This window comes from Roseibium sp. FZY0029, from assembly GCF_036350355.1.
Taxonomy (GTDB): Bacteria; Pseudomonadota; Alphaproteobacteria; order Rhizobiales; family Stappiaceae; genus Roseibium.
Genome location: NZ_JAZDVZ010000005.1, coordinates 142,208 through 159,459, shown reverse-complemented (window position 1 = coordinate 159,459; position 17,252 = coordinate 142,208). Strand labels below are relative to the sequence as shown.

Sequence of the window (17,252 nt, the reverse complement as noted above, 5' to 3'; positions counted from 1 at the left end):
GCTGCACCTTGGCCAAGCTCAGATCAGTAAAGACCGCCTGTGCCGACCGTTACAGCCTGCTGCGCTTCAGGAGAGACAGCCGTCGGAACACCCATCGTGTCCTGAAAGCCGATCACGGAATAGCTGTCCGGCGGAGCCATGCCCGGTTTGAAGGCTTCCAGAATGGATCCCGGGGCACCTGCCGCGGTTCTCAGACCTGTGCGGCGGTTGATTGGAATGAGTTGCAGACCCTTGGGTACACGGAACTCCACCGGCGGCTTGTCGGCCAGCGCTGCCTTCATGAAGTTTGTGAAGATAGGCGCTGCCACCTGCCCGCCGGTTGCCCCGCGACCCATCGGTTTCGGGTTGTCATAGCCAACGAACACGCCAACGGCCAGATCCGGGGTGAAGCCCATGAACCAGGCATCTTTTTCGTCGTTGGTGGTGCCGGTCTTGCCGGCAACCGGACGACCAACTGCACGAACGGATGTCGCGGTGCCGCGCTGAACCACACCTTCCATCATGGACGTGATCTGGTAAGCGGTCATCGGGTCGAGCACCTGCTCGCGGTCATCAATGAGGGTCGGCTCGTCCTGCCCTTCCCAGACGTCCTGCGTGCAGCCGTCGCAAATGCGGCTGTCGTGCTTGTAGATGGTGCGGCCGTAACGATCCTGGATACGGTCGATCAGGGTCGGGCGCACTTTCCTGCCGCCGTTGGCGATGGTCGCATAGGCGGTCGTCAGGCGCAGCACGGTAGTTTCCCCCGCACCGAGCGACATGGACAGAACCGGCAGCATGTTGTCGTAAATGCCGAAGCGCTTCGCATATTCGGCAACCAGCGGCATGCCCATGTCCTGCGCAAGCCGGACAGTCATGACGTTCCGCGACAGCTCGATCCCTGTACGCAAGGTCGACGGACCGTAGAATTTGCCGCCGTAGTTCTGCGGGCGCCACGTTCCAAGACCCGGCCCCTGGCTGATTTCCAGAGGCGCATCCATGATCACCGACGACGGTGTGTAGCCGTTATCGAGCGCCGCTGCATAGAGGAACGGTTTGAAGGACGATCCCGGCTGGCGATAGGCCTGCGTTGCGCGGTTGAACTCGCTCTGCGCGAAGCTGAAGCCGCCGACAAGCGCAAGCACACGTCCGGTATAGGGGTCCATTGCTACCAGCGCGCCCGAAACCTTCGGGATCTGACGCAGTTCGTAGCTTCCCGGAGCAACCGGGCTCTCTTCCACATAAACCACATCACCGGGTGTCAGCACATCGGAGACGGCGCTTGGTGCGTTGCCTTTGACGCGAGCCCATTTCATGGTGCTCAGGTACAAGGGACCGGTCTTGCGTTCTTCGGAGAGCTGGCCGCTAACCTTACGCTCAGGCTGAATGCCGATCTTGGCTTCCTCACCACCGGCTTCCAGAACCACCGCAAGCTTCCATTCCGGAAGGTCGCTCAAGGCTTCGACCTTGGCCAGATCAATGCCCCAATCAGCACCAATTTCGATTTTGTCGACCGGCCCGCGCCAGCCGCCACGCTTGTGGTCGAAATCGATCAGACCATCCATAAGCGACTTGCGGGCGAGTTTCTGCATTTCCGGATCAAGCGTCGAGCGGACCGAAAGCCCGCCTTCGTAAAGACGTTTGTCGCCGAAGATGTCAGCCACCTCGCGGCGGACTTCTTCGGTAAAATACTCGGCGGCGAAGAGACGGGATCCGGTTTCACGCGGCTTGACGACAATCGGCTTCTGTTTGGCTTCCTCGCCTTCCTGGGCGCTGACATAGCCGTCTGCGATCATTCGGTCGATCACGTAGTTGCGCCGGGCGATCGCAGCCTCGGTCTTCCTATAGGGATGGTAGTTGCTCGGGCCCTTCGGCAGTGCGGCCAGATAGGCGATTTCTTCGAGCGACAGCTCGTGCACGGACTTGTCGAAATAGATCAGAGAGGCGGCCGCGACACCGTAAGCGCCGAAACCGAAATAGATCTCGTTGAGATAGAGCTCGAGAATCTCGTCCTTGGTGTAGGCCTGCTCGATGCGCAGCGACAGAATGGCTTCCTTGACCTTGCGCTCATAGGCGGCAGAGCGGCGTTCGCGCTCCTCGCTCACGAGATCCGACAACAGAAAGTTCTTTGCAACCTGCTGCGTGATGGTCGAAGCACCTTCCGGGCGGCGGCCAGAGCCATAGTTCTGGATGAAGCGCACCCCGGCACGGGCGATGCCTTCCGGGTCGACACCGATGTGGGTGTAGAAATTCTTGTCTTCGGCCGCGACAAAAGCCTGCTTGACCCGATCCGGGATGGCCTGGATCGGCAGGAACATACGACGCTGGGTCGCGTATTCGGCCATAAGGCTACCGTCGGCCGCATGCACGCGGGTCATAACCGGCGGCTCATAGTTCTTCAGGGCCGTATAATCCGGCAGGTCCTTGGTCAGGTCCTGCAGGTACATCCAGACCCCGGCAGCAATCAGCAACGCAAAGATTGCGCCGATTCCGAACAGGTAGCCAAAAAACTTCACCAAAAATTTCATACCGCGGGCTCGTCTTTCCCCGTTCTTAGCGCTTCCAGCTTTCTAACACGGAAACTTTTGCTCAGCATCACCGATGCAGACAGTCGCACAAACTCGTCTGCCTTCCTCGTGCACCAATATGGCGATGCTGAGGCAATCGCCAGTGCAAAACTGCCAATTTTAAAGCAATGCAAGGATTTTTACTGAGACGGCGGAGCTTGCTGCCGGGCAAGCCGGGGCCGGAAAAATCCATGGACGGCCTCCGTCACGGCCTTCGACATGCGCTCGCGCCATTCGTCCGAAATCAGAAGCTTCTCGTCATGTTCGTTGGACAGGTAGCCGAGCTCGACCAGAACGGACGGCACATCATGCGCTTTCAGCACCCTGAAGCCTGCAGAACGGTGCGGATTATTGATCAGCCGGACCGCGCTTTTCAGCTCGTCCACCAGGGATCTGGCAAAATAAACCGAAAACGACCTCGTTTCGCGTCGCGCCAGATCGATCAGGATATCCGTGACCTCCGTCGGCTCTTCCGCAAGATCCACGCCGGCAATGACATCCGACATGTTTTCCGACTGGGCCAGGTCCTCGGCCAGCTGGTCCGACGCTCTGTCGGAAATCGTGTAGACGGTCGCCCCACGCGCAAATTTCTGACCGCGCCGAACAGAATCGGCATGAATGGAGATGAAAAGGTCGGCTTCGAGCTCGTGCCCGATCTCCACACGGCGCCCCAGTGGAATGAAGGTGTCGTCCTCCCGGGTCAGTCGCACATTGTAGAGACCGCTTTCGTCCAGTTTTTCCTTCAGAAGCTTCGCAAAGTCGAGAACGATCGCCTTTTCGAGGGTGCCGTGAACGCCAATTGCCCCGGTGTCGATGCCGCCGTGGCCCGGATCAAGAACGATCAAGGGCTTTTCCTTGTTCTTGGGCGCGGTCAGCCGGTCACTCTTGGGGGCGGAATTGTCTCTGGCGATGACGCGCCTTGGCCTGGAGGTTTCGACGAAGGTCCTGAAATCCTCTGCGGACGCACTCACCAGATCGACCACGAGCCGGGCCGGCTGATCGTCCACGGCCGGCAGAAAGAACGTCTTGTCGACCTTGACCGGCCCCGTCAGGTCCATGACCACGCGGGATCTGCCCACCGCGAACAGGCCAAAGCGCCAGTCGGCGACGAGCCCCCGCCCGGTTTCGCCGGAATCGGCCGGTATCGAAAATTCCACCTCCGGCAGATCGATAATCAGCCTGTCCGGATTGGCGAGACCCGAAATGACCGGTGTCACTTGCCGATTCATATCCAGAACGAATCGCGTGCGCGTCTCGTCACCCGCCACGCGCGCTCCTGTCACCTGGGCTTTCTCCGGCTCGGCAGATGCAGTCAAGTTCAGACCGGCGAGCGCACCAGCGCCGAGGCCAAGAACCACGGCAACAGACATCGCCAGTCTCAAAACTGCGCTCAGGGCATGGTTTACTTGCGGTTTCATTCCGTCCTTGAACTCAATTATCTCGGTCACGTTGTTCGAAAACTTCGCGTACTGAGCCCCCCACCAGCCCTGTCATACGCCATACGCTACGCAAGGAAAATGCCATATCCAATTCACATTGCTTGCAATGCGCTGCGTCGGACCGTAAAAGTACCTTACGGATTTCGGTTTGAAACCGATACCATCCCGGGTAGCGGACATGGGTATCTATCCACAACGCTATCGCATTCCCAGGCCTTCAAACGACAGAACAGAGGCCGTTCTGCCGCTTCAAGACAAGCCCTGGAAGAAAGTGGATCTGGTATCGGCACCTCTTTGAGACCGCCCGCCTCGCAACGTGATGCCCTTACAAAACGGCAGTTTCCCCGGCGAGGTTTTCGGCGGCCGTTGAGAGCGAACCCATTCCGGAACCGGATGCAGGTCCATTGGCGATGCCAGGCTGCATTCCGGCGCAAGGTACAATGACTTAACTAAAGGGCCTGCGTTGCCTGAAGGACCCGCGCGATGCACATGGTGATCAACATAAAGCAAGGTACCGCTTCAGCGGCTGCCTGCGTTGATCATACGACCGCGCCGGGCGCAGACGCTCTTTCTCATCTTAGCAAAACAAATACGGCAGACATCCTCCTACTGGGCGATGCGCGTTTCGCACATGCGCCCATGAGCGCTGCCGTGGAGAAGTTTAATAATGGCAAACAAAATGCTGATCGACGCGGGCCACCCGGAAGAGACCCGGGTCGTCGTCGTGCGTGGCAATCGGGTTGAAGAATTCGACTTTGAAGCAGCTAACCGGAAGCAGCTTCGCGGAAATATCTATCTTGCAAAGGTAACGCGGGTTGAGCCTTCCCTGCAGGCGGCATTCGTCGAATATGGCGGTAACCGCCACGGGTTCCTCGCTTTCAGCGAAATTCACCCGGACTATTACCAGATCCCTGTAGCTGACCGCGAAGCCTTGCTGGCAGCGGAAGCGGCAGACAGACAGCGCGACGATTCGGACGGCGAAGAAAAGCCCAAGCGCCGCCGCCGCTCCCGTGCGGCCCGAAATGAAGCCACCGATTCTGTCGCTAGCGACAAGGTTGAAGCGGATGCATCCGACGAAGCAGCTGATGGCGACGAAGCGGCGGTAAAAGCCGACGGAGAGACCTCCAACGACGAAACGGACGGCGAAGCTCTGTCTGCACGCAGCGCAGACGAGGACGCATCGGACGCAGAAGACGACGAAGCGTCTTCCTCTTCGGAAGAAACTGACGACGAAGAAGAAGAAGAGGCTCCGGTTCGCTCGCGCGGCCGAGGCCGCGGTCGTCGCCGCCAGCGCCAGAACGATGATGACGATGATGCCGACAACGATGTCGATGCCGTCGAATCCGTCGGTGCGGAAGATGCGATGGAAGAAGTTCCCGAGCGCATTATCCCGTCGCGCAAGCAATACAAGATCCAGGAAGTCATCAAGCGCCGCCAGATCATTCTGGTGCAGGTGGTCAAGGAAGAACGCGGCAACAAGGGCGCTGCGCTGACCACATATCTGTCGCTGGCAGGCCGCTATTCCGTGCTCATGCCGAACACAGCCCGTGGCGGCGGCATTTCGCGCAAGATCACCCAGCCGACCGACCGCAAGCGTCTCAAGAAGATTGCCTCCGAACTGGATGTGCCGGAAGGCATGGGCGTCATCTTGCGAACCGCCGGTGCAAGCCGGACGAAAGCGGAGATCAAGCGCGACTTCGAATATCTGATGCGGCTTTGGGAAAATGTCCGCGAACTGACCTTGAAATCGAGTGCCCCGAGCCTCGTCTACGAGGAAGGCAGTCTGGTCAAGCGTTCGATCCGTGACCTTTACAACAAGGACATCAACGAGGTCCTTGTGGCAGGCGAAGAAGGCTACCGCGAGGCCAAGGATTTCATGCGCATGCTCATGCCGAGCCATGCGAAGAACGTCCAGCCTTATCGCGACCCCTCGCCGCTGTTCATCCGCTACGGTGTCGAACCACAGCTCGATGCCATGTTCTCGCCGCAGGTTACGCTGAAATCCGGTGGTTACATTGTCATCAACCAGACAGAAGCTCTGGTCTCGATCGACGTGAACTCCGGCAAGTCGACCCGCGAGCACAACATCGAGGACACTGCGCTCCAGACCAACCTGGAAGCCGCGGAAGAAGTGACCCGCCAGTTGCGCCTGCGCGATCTTGCCGGCCTGATTGTCATCGACTTCATCGATATGGAGGAGTCGAAGAATAACCGGTCCGTCGAGCGCAAGCTGAAGGATTGCCTGAAGAACGACCGCGCCCGCATCCAGGTTGGCCGTATCTCGCATTTCGGTCTTCTGGAAATGTCGCGTCAGCGCATTCGCACCGGGGTTCTGGAAAGCTCGACCACGCCTTGCCCGCACTGCCAGGGCACCGGCATGATCCGGTCGGTGGAATCCGTTGCCCTGCACGTGCTGCGGTCGGTTGAAGACAACCTCCTGAAGGGTGCGTCCCACAATCTGATCATCCGCACCACCACGCAGGTAGCGCTCTACATCCTCAACCAGAAGCGTTCGAACCTGGTCGATCTGGAAACCCGCTTTGCCATTGATGTCGAAGTGCATGCGGACGACATGGTCAACGGCCAGCTTTATGTGCTGGAGCGCGGTGCGCCGGTCGATCGCGATCGCGTACCGATGCCAGTTCCAGCGATTGTCCAGCCGGACACGATCGATATCATCGACGAAGACACCGAGCAGCCGGACATCGAGGAATTTGCGCAGCAGGAAGACGACAACGACGGCCGCCGTCGCCGCCGTCGCCGCAAGCGCCGGAGAAACGGTTCCGACAATCAGCAGGATGATGGCGAATCACGTCATGTCAACGCCGATGCAGACGATGCCGAAGGCGATGACGACCAGCCTCAGGAAGCCCGTTCAGGCGAAGAAGACGGCGACGACGAACCGCGCCGCAAGCGCCGTCGTGGACGGCGAGGCGGACGCCGTGGACGCCGCAACGGTGACGAGGCACAGGCTGAAGGTGACGCCGAAAATGACGGCGAAACCAACGGTGACGATCGCGAGGCAGCCACCGCTGGTGATCAACAGGACGTTCAGACCGGTTCTGACACCGCGGTTTCTGCCGAAAACGGCACCGACACAGAGGCCGCCGAAGCCGCTTCCCAGGATGAGGCACAGGGCGATGAGGTGAAGGCCGTCGACGGCGAGGTAGTGTCTGACGAAAGCGGCGATAGCCCGGCGGAAGGATCTCCGCAGCAGGACGGTGTTGCCGCTCCGGCTCAGGCCGATGCTGCAGACGAAAGCCCGGCGGCTGGCGAAGATGAAACCATCGTGGTCGACACGCCGACGTCCGAGCAACCGGTCGCCAGCGAAGCCGATGCCGAAGAGGAAGCTCCGGCACGCAAAGCTCCGGCCGAACCTGTCGTCACCAGCGAAACTTCTGGCGACGACGCCAAGGAAGACAAGCCGAAGCGTGGTGGCTGGTGGCAGCGCGGCCGTTCGTTCTTCTGAAGAGCGCTCAACCAGTTTTGACATAGAAAAAGGCGGCCAATGTGCCGCCTTTTTTACTGCCCGTTGGAACGAAGTACCTAACGCCCGGCATCAAGAAAACCGGAAAGCCTTCCCAAAGCCTCCTTCATGTCTTCATGGGCACCGGCAAAGGAAAAGCGCAGAAATTCGTGACCATGCACCGGGTCGAAATCAACACCGGGTGTTGCCGCAACGCCTGCCTCGTGCAGCATTCGTTTTGCAAAGTCGAGGCTGTCCGAGCTGAAGCGGCTTATGTCCGCATAGATGTAAAAGGCTCCGTCCACCGGCAGAAGCCGGTCAAGGCCGATCTTCGGCAGGCCGTCCAGCAACAAGGCGCGATTGGCCGCATAACCTGCCTTGACCGCTTCCAGTTCCTGAACCGAAGTCAGCGCCGCACCCGCCGCGATCTGCGACAGTTCCGGTGGGGAAATATAAAGGCTCTGGGCGATTCGTTCCGTCGGCCGCACCAGTTGTTCCGGCAACACCAGCCAGCCAATACGCCAACCGGTCATGCAGTAGTATTTCGAGAAGCTGTTGACGATGATGGCGTTCTGCGAGGTCTCGAGTGCAGTTCGCTCATCGCCGTCGTAGGCAAGGCCGTGATAGATCTCGTCGGAAATGAACCAGATCCCCGCATCGTCGCAATAGCATATCAGGTCTTCCAGGGCCTCCGCCGTCATCATCGTGCCGGTCGGATTGGCAGGGCTGGCGACCAGAACACCTTTGACGGGGCCCTCCTTTTGAGCCTCTTCCAGATGGGTCGGGGTCAGGCTCCACCGGGTTTCCGCACCCACTTCGATCTCGACCGGCACAAGGCCAAGAGCTTTCAGGATGTTGCGATAGGCCGGATACCCGGGCGCGGTGAGGACGACGCGGTCGCCGGGATCAAACGCGGCGAGAAAGGCGAGATTGAACCCTGCGGATGACCCCGTTGTTGCCATGATCCGATCAACGGGAACATCGACGCCATATGCCTTTCGATAATGCGCTGCCAATGCCTCGCGCAAGGGGCGGATACCGAGGGCTTCGGTATAGCCGAGACGGCCGTGGTCGAGCGCCTTCCTTGCCATTTCCAATGCCGCTTTCGGGGCGGGCGCCGACGGTTGCCCTACTTCCATATGGATGATCTTGCGGCCCTGTGCTTCCAGACGCGCAGCTTCGGCAAGAACGTCCATAGCAATGAAGGGCGCAACGTTGCTGCGGCGAGACGGCTGAGAGGGAGATTGATTCATATGACCTGAAAATCCAGCTGTGAAACTGGCACCACCCTATCGCGGATTTTTCCATTCGATGCAACGCATCGGGTCAGTTCCAGTTTTCTCCCTGTTTCAGGCGGAGGCAAGCTGCGCACCTTACCTTTTTGTCATGCCGGTTTCCTTGACCCACACCGCTCACCTCCATACCTTCGCCACACATTCATGTCCCAGGATGAGATCTGTCTGCAAAGATGAGCCTGGAAAGCGTTCCGATCCGGATTGGAGTTTTGCACCTGTGCCTGGTTCCGCCATTTTGAACATTGGTTTTCCGCGCAGCTTGGCGCGCAAAGCGGTCGCACTTGCGTGTGCAACCGCCCTCGCCTTGCCGGTTTTTTCTTTTCCTGCAATGGCGCAGGGGCGCGGTCTGCCCCTGGTGCGCGATGCGGAGACCGAACATCTTTTGAAGGACTATGCGACGCCCATTTTCAAGGCGGCTGGTATTTCGAATTCAGAACCGGAAATCATTCTGGTGAACGACAAGAGCTTCAACGCGTTCGTTCCCGACAGCCGCCGCATGTTCATCAACATCGGCGTCATCATGGAATCGGAAACGCCCGGCGAAGTGATCGGCGTGATTGCTCATGAAACCGGACACATCGCAGGCCGTCACCTTGTCCGCTTGCGGGCTGCTGCGGCCAACGCCCAGATCATTTCGGTGATCGGCATGATTCTGGGGGCCGGTGCCGCCGCGGCGGGGGCCGCCGCCGGTTCCGGCGAAGTCGCGTCCGGCGGTGGTGCGGTGATCATGGGGGCGGGATCCGTAGGTCAGCGATCGTTCCTGTCTTATCAGCGCGGCGAGGAAGCAGCGGCAGACCGGGCAGCTCTGAAGTACCTGAGCGCCACCGGACAAAGCCCGCGCGGACTGCTGAAGACTTTCGAGCGCATGTCGGAACAGCAAATGTTCACGCGCAAATATGCCGACCCTTACGCCCAGAGCCACCCGATGGCCCAGGACCGTTACAACAGCCTGGCAACCGACGCGCAGAAATCAAAGTACTTCAATCAGCCGGAGGACTATGTGCTGCAATACCGGCACGACATGGTCCGCGCCAAGCTGTTCGCTTTCACCAGCCACCCGTCCGCGACCTTGCGCGCCTATCCGCGCAGCGACAAAAGCCCGCCCGCGCAGTACGCCCGCGCCATCGCCGCAATGAAGAGCCGGGGCAAAGGCGCAGTCAAGGAAATTGACGCCCTGATCCGCACACAGCCGAACAACCCCTACTACTACGAACTCAAGGGGCAGGCCCTCATTGAGGGCGGCGATCCGAAAGGCGCGATTGCCCCGTTCCGCAAAGCCCTGTCTTTCAAGCCGACAGAGCCCCAGTTCCTGACCTGGCTCGGATACGCGCTGGTTGCCTCGAACGACAAATCGAATCTGCCGGAAGCCGAGCGGGTGTTGAAAGAGGCAATCCAGCGGGACCAGAACTCGGGCGTAGCCTACAGCCAGCTGGCCATTGCCCATGGCCGCCAGGGCGAGCGCGCGGAGGCTGATCTGGCGACCGCAAAGGGCCTTATGGTGAGCGGAGATTTCCAGGCGGCGAAGCGCTATGCGGCCCGTGCTCAAAAAAGTTTGAAGAGGGGAACGCCAGCATGGCTTCAAGCGGACGACATTGTAGCGTACAACCCACCTAATCTGCCGACCAACGGCCGCTGATACCTGTGACACGTATGGGATGCCGTCCGAACGCAAGAGACGGTTGCCTGAGGAGCCTTGAATGACCCAGATTTTCCCGAAGCCCCTGTTCCTGAAGACCGGGTCGCTCTGCCCGCCGGTGCTGCTGCGCATCCTGTCGGCCTGCGCGCTCGCGCTTACCCTGCTGGCTGGCCCGGTTGCCGCACAGGACCTGAACCGCACCGAGATTGAAAAGATCGTGCGGGAATACCTGCTGGAGCATCCTGAAGTTGTTGCCGAAGCCTTGACCGAACTTGATCGCCGGGAAAAGGAAGCTGCCGAAGCCGCGCGCGTTCAGGCCCTGACCGACAGCGCCGACATTCTTTTCAATTCGTCCCGCCAGGTTGTGCTCGGCAATCCGGAAGGTTCCGTGACGCTCGTGGAGTTCTTCGACTACAACTGCGGCTACTGCAAACGCGCGCATGGCGACATGGTCAAGCTGATCGAGGAAAACCCGGACCTGAAAGTGGTTCTGAAGGAGTTCCCGGTTCTTGGCCAGGGTTCTGTGGAAGCGGCTCAGGTTGCGGTTGCCGTCAATTCCATCGCGCCTGAGAAATACGGCGAGTTTCATGAAAAACTCCTGCTGAGCCGCGGACAGGCTAACCGCGCCAGCGCCCTGGAAGCAGCGAAATCCGTCGGCATTTCCGAAGACGATCTTCAGGAAGCCATGAAGACCGACGAAGCCGGTCAGACCATTGAAGAGGTCTATTCCCTCGCCAATCGTCTCGGCCTGACGGGCACCCCGTCCTATGTCGTCGGCAACGACGTGGTCATGGGGGCTGTTGGTTACCAGGAACTGAGCCAGAAGCTGGACGCACTTCAGAACTGCGGCCAGACCACCTGCTGACCCGGTGGGCCGAAACATCGTTCCGGCATCCACTTGCCTGTTGGAAACCCCCATTCCTCATGTCAGTGAGAAATCGGGGGTTTTCCTGTTTCAATTGAATCCCTATAAGAAGCGTGGCTCGCCTCCAGCAGAGACGGGCTAAAGATCTTTGTCCGCCCGAACAAACGGCGGAGCAAGAGCGTGGTTGCGGCCCCGGCCTGACGGACCCTGTTAGAGTTGCAGGGAAGGATAGTCCGGGTCTGACCCCATCCCAGTATGGAGCGGTCACCCGGCGAGCCGGCCAGCCTAGTGTCTTGCGGACCGAGTATGAGAGCCAAACATGATGCGTAATGATAACAAGAAATTCGACACGGCCCTGATCCGGGACCTCGCCGTTCTCCTGGATGAGACAAATCTCTCGGAAATCGAACTGGAACAGGGCGACACGCGTATTCGCGTTGCCCGTCAGATGTCGATCAGCGCACCGGTGAACGTTGCAGCGCCCATGGCCGCCCCGATGGCGCCGGCAGCAGCACCGTCCCAGGCCGCGGCCGCTCCGGCAGCCGAACCGGCCCACGCAGGCACCACAGTCACCTCTCCCATGGTCGGCACGGCATATCTTGCGGCCGAACCGGGTGCACCGGCCTTCATTCAGGTTGGTGACAAGGTAACGGAAGGTCAGACGATCCTGATCATCGAAGCCATGAAAACCATGAACCACATTCCTGCCACCAAGGCGGGCACCGTCAAGCAGATCCTCGTGGAAGATGCACAGCCGGTGGAATTCGGCGAACCGCTCATTATCGTCGAATAAGGAGCCGTCGTGGCCATGTTCTCCAAGATTCTTATTGCCAACCGCGGCGAGATTGCCCTGCGCATCCTGCGCGCCTGCAAAGAGCTCGGCATCTCCACCGTCGCGGTTCATTCCACAGCCGACGCGGATGCCATGCATGTTCGCCTCGCAGACGAAAGCGTCTGCATCGGCCCTCCCGCAGCGCGTGACAGCTACCTGAACATCCCGCAGCTTCTTGCGGCTTGTGAAATCACTGGCGCCGATGCTGTCCACCCGGGCTATGGCTTCCTGTCGGAAAACGCACGGTTTGCGGAAATCCTCGAAGCCCACGGCATCGAGTTCATCGGCCCGACAGCCGAACACATCCGCATTATGGGCGACAAGATCCAGGCCAAACAGACGGCCAAGGACCTCGGCATTCCGGTTGTTCCTGGTTCCGACGGCGCTGTGACAGCCGGCGACGACGCACACGCGATCGCCCGCGAAATCGGCTACCCGGTGCTGGTCAAGGCCGCAGCCGGTGGCGGTGGCCGCGGCATGAAGGTGGCCCGCTCCGAAGCCGAACTCGACACGGCTCTGTCCACGGCACGTTCAGAAGCCAAGGCAGCCTTCGGCGACGATGCGCTCTACATGGAAAAATATCTCGGCAAGCCCCGGCATATCGAGATCCAGGTTCTGGGCGACGGCAAGGGCAATGCGGTTCATCTCGGTGAACGCGATTGCTCGCTGCAGCGCCGTCACCAGAAGGTGCTCGAAGAAGCGCCCTCCCCGAGCCTTAATGCCAGCCAGCGCAAGGAAATTGGCGAAATCGTCGCCGCCGCCATGCGCAAGCTGAAATATCGCGGCGTCGGCACGGTGGAATTCCTCTACGAAAACGGCGAGTTCTATTTCATCGAAATGAACACCCGCCTGCAGGTGGAACACCCCGTTACGGAAATGATCACCGGCATCGATCTCGTCAACGAGCAGATCCGCATCGCGGCCGGCGGCTCGCTGGACATGACCCAGGACGACATCAAGTTCGAAGGCCATGCCATCGAATGCCGCATCAATGCGGAAGATCCGGTCAACTTCACCCCGTCACCGGGCACCATCACCTATTACCACCCGCCTGGCGGTCTGGGTGTTCGCGTCGACAGTGGTGTCTATCAGGGCTACAAGATCCCGCCCTACTACGACAGTCTCATCGGCAAGCTGATCGTGCACGGGCGCAACCGCGTGGAATGCATGATGCGTCTGCGCCGATGCCTGGATGAATTTGTGGTTGACGAAATCAAGTCGACTATTCCGCTTTTCCGCGATCTGGTGGAAAATCAGGACATAGCGAACGGTCAGTACGACATCCACTGGCTGGAACAATATCTGGCAAAGAAGTCCAGCTGACCGGTTACTGGAACGGATGCCCGGAGCATGTCGTGTTCAGTTGAACGCGTGGCAAATGCTCCGGCATTCCGGTGACGACCAGATATGCGTTGTTCGAACTGAGCACCTGCCGGTCTGTCTTTTCCCACCTGGTGAGTGAGGCCTCATGGCTGGTTACAAAGACGACATCGTTCTGGAAATCACGTCACAGGTCCTTTTGAAAGCCTATGCCTGCGGCTTGTTTCCGATGGCGGAATCCGCCGACGACCCCGGTCTCTTCTGGCTGGAACCGGAACGCCGCGGCATTCTTCCCCTCAACAATTTCCACCTGCCCCGCCGCTTGCGCCGTACGATTCGGAACGACGTCTTCGAGGTTCGGGTCAGCACGGATTTCCAGGGCGTGATCGACGGCTGTGCCCACCCCATGCCGGGGCGGCAGAAAACCTGGATCAACCGCGAAATCAGACGCCTCTATGGTGAGCTCTTCGACATGGGCTATTGCCACACCATAGAAGCCTGGCAGGACGGTGAACTGGTCGGAGGACTTTATGGTGTCAGCCTGAACGGAGCCTTTTTCGGTGAAAGCATGTTCACCTTCCGCACCGACGCTTCCAAGGTTTGTCTTGCGCATCTGGTCGCCCGGTTGATTGCCGGTGGCTATTCCCTGCTCGACACCCAGTTCGTGACCGACCACCTCAGCAAGTTCGGGACCGAGGAAGTGCCTCAGGCCACCTATAACGAACGGCTCAATGAAGCTTTGAAACTGGAAACGGACTTCTACGCCCTGTCACCGCAGGCCAGCGGTGAGGAAGTGTTGGCGGTGATTGATAGCTGGCATGAGCGTTAGGGTCTCCTGCGTCCAACCTTAATTCGTCACCGACAATTCAGGGCCAGGTACGCTTACAACAGACCTGAAACTCTCTGGTAATGCCATGGCTTTCAGACGTGTGTTCGCCAAGCAGTCTCTGGCCTAAAATGGGCAAAACGAACCTTTTCAGGCTTCATAAACCAGCGCGACGCGCTCAGTTCTTTCCACCTGCGCTAGTGCCGACCATATCGCGAATTGTCGACCAGGACGGCGAAAGGAAAGCGCACATTCTGTGCGTAAAATCTTGCGATTCAAACGTCCTCATGGCGTTCCGGAAAGCCAGTTCGGCTGCCGGGTCCTCCAAGGCGATATAAAACATTTCCGTCGGTGACTGATTTTTCGCCCAGAAATCCCGGGCTATCTTGAGCCAGAATTCATATTCGTAAGATGGCGTGCCGCTGCCCAGGAAACCATCGGTGGATTTAGCGTTGTCACGCTTTTTCACACCGCCCGAATAGGCCCGGTCGAACGCTCCAAGCTCCTTCAGTCTCTGCCACAAGTGGTGACGGTATTTCCCGTCGGACTTTCGAGCCGTGCCGCTGGCGTTATGTCGGTCATCCTCTCCCATCACTCGGGAAACCTGTTCCAGTTTGTGATTGCTGCTCAGGTTGCTGAGCCATATCGCCCACAAACCGGCTTCGATGTTTTCTTCCAGTTTGTCGTGCTTGAACCATTTGTAGCCTCGCGGCACATGCGCGAATGGAGACCGCTCCAGCGAGCGGCGAAGCTGTTCGATGTTCACCGAACCGCCCGTGCGCGCAGCTTCCTGCATTTTCAGTATCTTCTGCGTGGAGCTGATGTAGACCAGATTGTAGTGAAACTTGATGTACTGAAGATATTTCTGCGGATTGGTATCAAACTGCGGCGGCGACGGCAGCGGTTCTTTTTCACCTTTGACGGCATCTATGATGTAGAAAGTCGCAATTCCCGCCGCCACGGGATTGGTAATCACAGCCGCAAGAGGACCCTTCATGGTGCCCTTGAGCGCCGTCCAGATCCAACCCGGCTCTGCATCGTGGCCTTTCGGCAATAGCTTTCGAACGGCCTCGTCAGCATTCACATAACTGCTGCCTGTCTTGATCAGGATATTTTCCCAGGCCGGTTTGCAGACATTGTTAAGACGGTTGCTCAACTCCTGGAGCTTCATCCATTCCTGGTCCATTTGTCTGCTCCTGAGTTAATAATAACACCTATCTCCTTTTATCTTATTTTACCTTGCGTAATATGTTTAAAATCACAAATAAATAATATTGAGTTATAAATAACTCAAATTAAATACTATTGATTGCAAAATATATTTACGTATACCCCTTTTGCAGTTCTCGCGTTGAGCGCGGATAATCTGAGGCTATCTCTCCAGACAACATTCAACCAGCCCACATCTGCAGCACCGTCTGGTTGTTGAAGGTTGGATTTGCCCAAAACGAAAAAAGCCCCGCGGTTGCGGGGCTTATCCAGTCTTTGTGTTTAAAGATTTCGGTGATCAGCTGCCTGGGGTCCAGGCTTCGTAATCTCCGGTCACTTCCGGACGTTTTTCCGGGGTCAGGATAGAGCCATGCGGACGGTATGCTGCAGGCGTGCCTGTCGGATTGGACCGGTGGGCCTGTTGCCAATGCTTGGCGTGATAGGTCTCATCGGACGGCGGCGTGTCGACGCGGTGATGCATCCAGCCGTGCCAGCCCGGAGGAATGGCGGAAGCTTCTGCGAGACCGTTGTAGATCACCCAGCGCCGTTTGCCTGCGCGTTCCTTGTAATATTTGTTGCCGAACTCATCCTCACCGACAAATTCACCCTTGCGCCATGTGAAGAAGCGGGTGCCCATTGTCTGGCTGTTCCACCAGGTAAACAGTTCTAGCAGCAGAGTTTTCATGGCCCTTTGAAGGTCCCTTGATTGCAAGTCGGAAACATCCTTTGCCCAGCTGTTGCAGCGGGACGGATTTCGGCGGACTATGGCGGCATCGGCTGCGTCTGTCCAGACTTGGCAACCAGAAAAGAACGGGTTTTTACGCCTGCGGGCCGATTGCCGCAGCCGCGCCCCGCGCACACCTCGCCCAGGTGGTCACAAACAAACCGCCTCAGTGAAGTTTCAAACCCTTGAAGGGGGCAAAGCCGGCATTGCGGATATGCTTGGCTGCGGCCGAGTGCTGTTTGGGCGGCGCTTCTTTCTTGACCCCGGCAAAGACCTTTGGAGGTTCTTCCTCCTTGGAGTCAAAGGCAGCTTCCACAGCCCCTTCCACCTCGGCGCGCTTTTGCGTGGCAACGCGGTGGTGCAACCGCGCGCCGGCAAGCGACTGCATCTTTTCCGCCTGCTCATCCATCGCCTTCTGGATGCCATAGATGTTGTAGAAGCCCGAGTTCTCCAGGATCATCGGTCGGTCGTCGGCAAGAAGCCATTTGAGGCGCTTGAAGAGCGTCGACGGAGAAACCGGCTTGACCAGCACATGATGAGCCCCTGCCCTCAAGGCCTTATCCACCAGCGGCCGCGTGCCGTGCGCGGTGATGAAAAGAATCGGCACATAGCAGAGCGGCTCCATGTGGCGATGCCGCACAAGGCGCAGAAATTGATAGCCGGACGTCGGCGCCATGCGCCAGTCGGTGAGAATCACATTCGGTGGTTCGGCGAGACTCGCCTCCAGAGCCTCGTCGACCGAATCGAACACCCGTACACGCGCGACCTTGAAACTGAGCAGTATCGAACGGAGAATCGTCTGCATCGGCTTGCTGTCCTCGACGACGACAGCATCGATGTCCTCCATCGCCAGTCCGAATGCGGCGTGATGTTTCATGAAATGCGGACCTTTTTCCCTATCCCGTCCGCATGAAACCAGACCCGGCTTAAACCCGATTGAAGTCGGTCAGTGCCATTTTCTTCAAATTGTCATTAAATCCGGTCTATCGTCATCCACAGGGACTTATGCCTGCTGCGCGGGCACTCCTTCGCCGGGAAAGCAAGCGCTAAATTCCTTGCTAAAACACTGTCCCCGCTCCGGTCCCCATTATCCACAC

At 58.6% G+C, this 17,252-nt stretch carries 12 protein-coding genes; 6 read left to right on the top strand and 6 right to left on the bottom strand.

Annotated features, from left to right (window positions below; genetic code table 11):
* Positions 1-23: 23 nt before the first annotated feature.
* Both V1T76_RS15525 and V1T76_RS15520 read right to left on the bottom strand, forming a co-directional pair.
* On the bottom strand, positions 24-2,504 hold the full coding sequence (locus V1T76_RS15525; protein ID WP_330561584.1) for a penicillin-binding protein 1A: 2,481 nt from the start codon (positions 2,502-2,504) through the stop codon (positions 24-26).
* Between the two features lie 179 nt (positions 2,505-2,683).
* The gene (locus V1T76_RS15520; protein ID WP_330561583.1) at positions 2,684-3,961 is read right to left on the bottom strand and encodes an N-acetylmuramoyl-L-alanine amidase; all 1,278 of its coding nucleotides are present in this window, start codon (positions 3,959-3,961) and stop codon (positions 2,684-2,686) included.
* Positions 3,962-4,649: 688 nt separating this feature from the next.
* Here V1T76_RS15520 and V1T76_RS15515 point away from each other — a divergent pair.
* Positions 4,650-7,451, top strand: a complete 2,802-nt coding sequence (locus tag V1T76_RS15515) for an Rne/Rng family ribonuclease (protein ID WP_330561582.1) — start codon at positions 4,650-4,652, stop codon at positions 7,449-7,451.
* 77 nt (positions 7,452-7,528) lie between these two features.
* Here V1T76_RS15515 and V1T76_RS15510 read toward each other — a convergent pair whose 3' ends face one another.
* Entirely contained in the window at positions 7,529-8,701 is a 1,173-nt protein-coding gene (locus tag V1T76_RS15510) for a pyridoxal phosphate-dependent aminotransferase (protein ID WP_330561581.1), read from the bottom strand.
* Positions 8,702-9,071: 370 nt separating this feature from the next.
* On the opposite strand from V1T76_RS15510, the gene V1T76_RS15505 reads away from it, so the two are divergent.
* From V1T76_RS15505 to aat, 5 genes are all read left to right on the top strand, one after another.
* A complete protein-coding gene (locus V1T76_RS15505) occupies positions 9,072-10,379 on the top strand; it encodes a M48 family metalloprotease (RefSeq protein WP_330561580.1) in 1,308 nt (435 codons plus the stop codon).
* Positions 10,380-10,440: 61 nt separating this feature from the next.
* A complete protein-coding gene (locus V1T76_RS15500) occupies positions 10,441-11,244 on the top strand; it encodes a DsbA family protein (protein WP_330561579.1) in 804 nt (267 codons plus the stop codon).
* 322 nt (positions 11,245-11,566) lie between these two features.
* Complete coding sequence (accB, locus tag V1T76_RS15495; protein WP_330561973.1) at positions 11,567-12,037, top strand: acetyl-CoA carboxylase biotin carboxyl carrier protein; 471 nt, start codon at positions 11,567-11,569, stop codon at positions 12,035-12,037.
* A 15-nt stretch (positions 12,038-12,052) separates the two neighbouring features.
* Positions 12,053-13,399: an acetyl-CoA carboxylase biotin carboxylase subunit gene (gene accC / locus V1T76_RS15490; RefSeq protein ID WP_006934762.1), complete on the top strand. Its 1,347-nt coding sequence runs from the start codon at positions 12,053-12,055 to the stop codon at positions 13,397-13,399.
* 145 nt (positions 13,400-13,544) lie between these two features.
* Positions 13,545-14,225, top strand: coding sequence for a leucyl/phenylalanyl-tRNA--protein transferase (gene aat, locus V1T76_RS15485; protein ID WP_330561578.1), 681 nt, complete (start codon positions 13,545-13,547; stop codon positions 14,223-14,225).
* A 175-nt stretch (positions 14,226-14,400) separates the two neighbouring features.
* On the opposite strand, the gene V1T76_RS15480 is transcribed toward aat, so the two are convergent.
* From V1T76_RS15480 to V1T76_RS15470, 3 genes are all read right to left on the bottom strand, one after another.
* Positions 14,401-15,408, bottom strand: a complete 1,008-nt coding sequence (locus V1T76_RS15480; protein WP_330561577.1) for a hypothetical protein — start codon at positions 15,406-15,408, stop codon at positions 14,401-14,403.
* A 321-nt stretch (positions 15,409-15,729) separates the two neighbouring features.
* Positions 15,730-16,116: an NADH:ubiquinone oxidoreductase subunit NDUFA12 gene (locus V1T76_RS15475; protein WP_330561576.1), complete on the bottom strand. Its 387-nt coding sequence runs from the start codon at positions 16,114-16,116 to the stop codon at positions 15,730-15,732.
* Positions 16,117-16,321: 205 nt separating this feature from the next.
* Positions 16,322-17,032 carry a response regulator gene (locus tag V1T76_RS15470; RefSeq protein WP_330561575.1) on the bottom strand — a complete coding sequence of 237 codons (711 nt, stop codon included), beginning with the start codon at positions 17,030-17,032 and terminating at the stop codon, positions 16,322-16,324.
* Positions 17,033-17,252 lie beyond the last annotated feature (220 nt).

Excerpts from the sequence above, each read along its gene's own strand:
- V1T76_RS15505 (WP_330561580.1), top strand. The coding sequence starts at position 9,072 with ATGGCGCAGGGGCGCGGTCTGCCCCTGGTGCGCGATGCGGAGACCGAA.
- V1T76_RS15480 (WP_330561577.1), bottom strand. The coding sequence starts at position 15,408 with ATGGACCAGGAATGGATGAAGCTCCAGGAGTTGAGCAACCGTCTTAAC.
- accB (WP_330561973.1), top strand. The coding sequence starts at position 11,567 with ATGCGTAATGATAACAAGAAATTCGACACGGCCCTGATCCGGGACCTC.
- aat (WP_330561578.1), top strand. The coding sequence starts at position 13,545 with ATGGCTGGTTACAAAGACGACATCGTTCTGGAAATCACGTCACAGGTC.
- V1T76_RS15475 (WP_330561576.1), bottom strand. The coding sequence starts at position 16,116 with ATGAAAACTCTGCTGCTAGAACTGTTTACCTGGTGGAACAGCCAGACA.
- V1T76_RS15470 (WP_330561575.1), bottom strand. The coding sequence starts at position 17,032 with ATGAAACATCACGCCGCATTCGGACTGGCGATGGAGGACATCGATGCT.
- V1T76_RS15520 (WP_330561583.1), bottom strand. The coding sequence starts at position 3,961 with ATGAAACCGCAAGTAAACCATGCCCTGAGCGCAGTTTTGAGACTGGCG.
- V1T76_RS15500 (WP_330561579.1), top strand. The coding sequence starts at position 10,441 with ATGACCCAGATTTTCCCGAAGCCCCTGTTCCTGAAGACCGGGTCGCTC.
- accC (WP_006934762.1), top strand. The coding sequence starts at position 12,053 with ATGTTCTCCAAGATTCTTATTGCCAACCGCGGCGAGATTGCCCTGCGC.
- V1T76_RS15525 (WP_330561584.1), bottom strand. The coding sequence starts at position 2,504 with ATGAAATTTTTGGTGAAGTTTTTTGGCTACCTGTTCGGAATCGGCGCA.
- V1T76_RS15515 (WP_330561582.1), top strand. The coding sequence starts at position 4,650 with ATGGCAAACAAAATGCTGATCGACGCGGGCCACCCGGAAGAGACCCGG.
- V1T76_RS15510 (WP_330561581.1), bottom strand. The coding sequence starts at position 8,701 with ATGAATCAATCTCCCTCTCAGCCGTCTCGCCGCAGCAACGTTGCGCCC.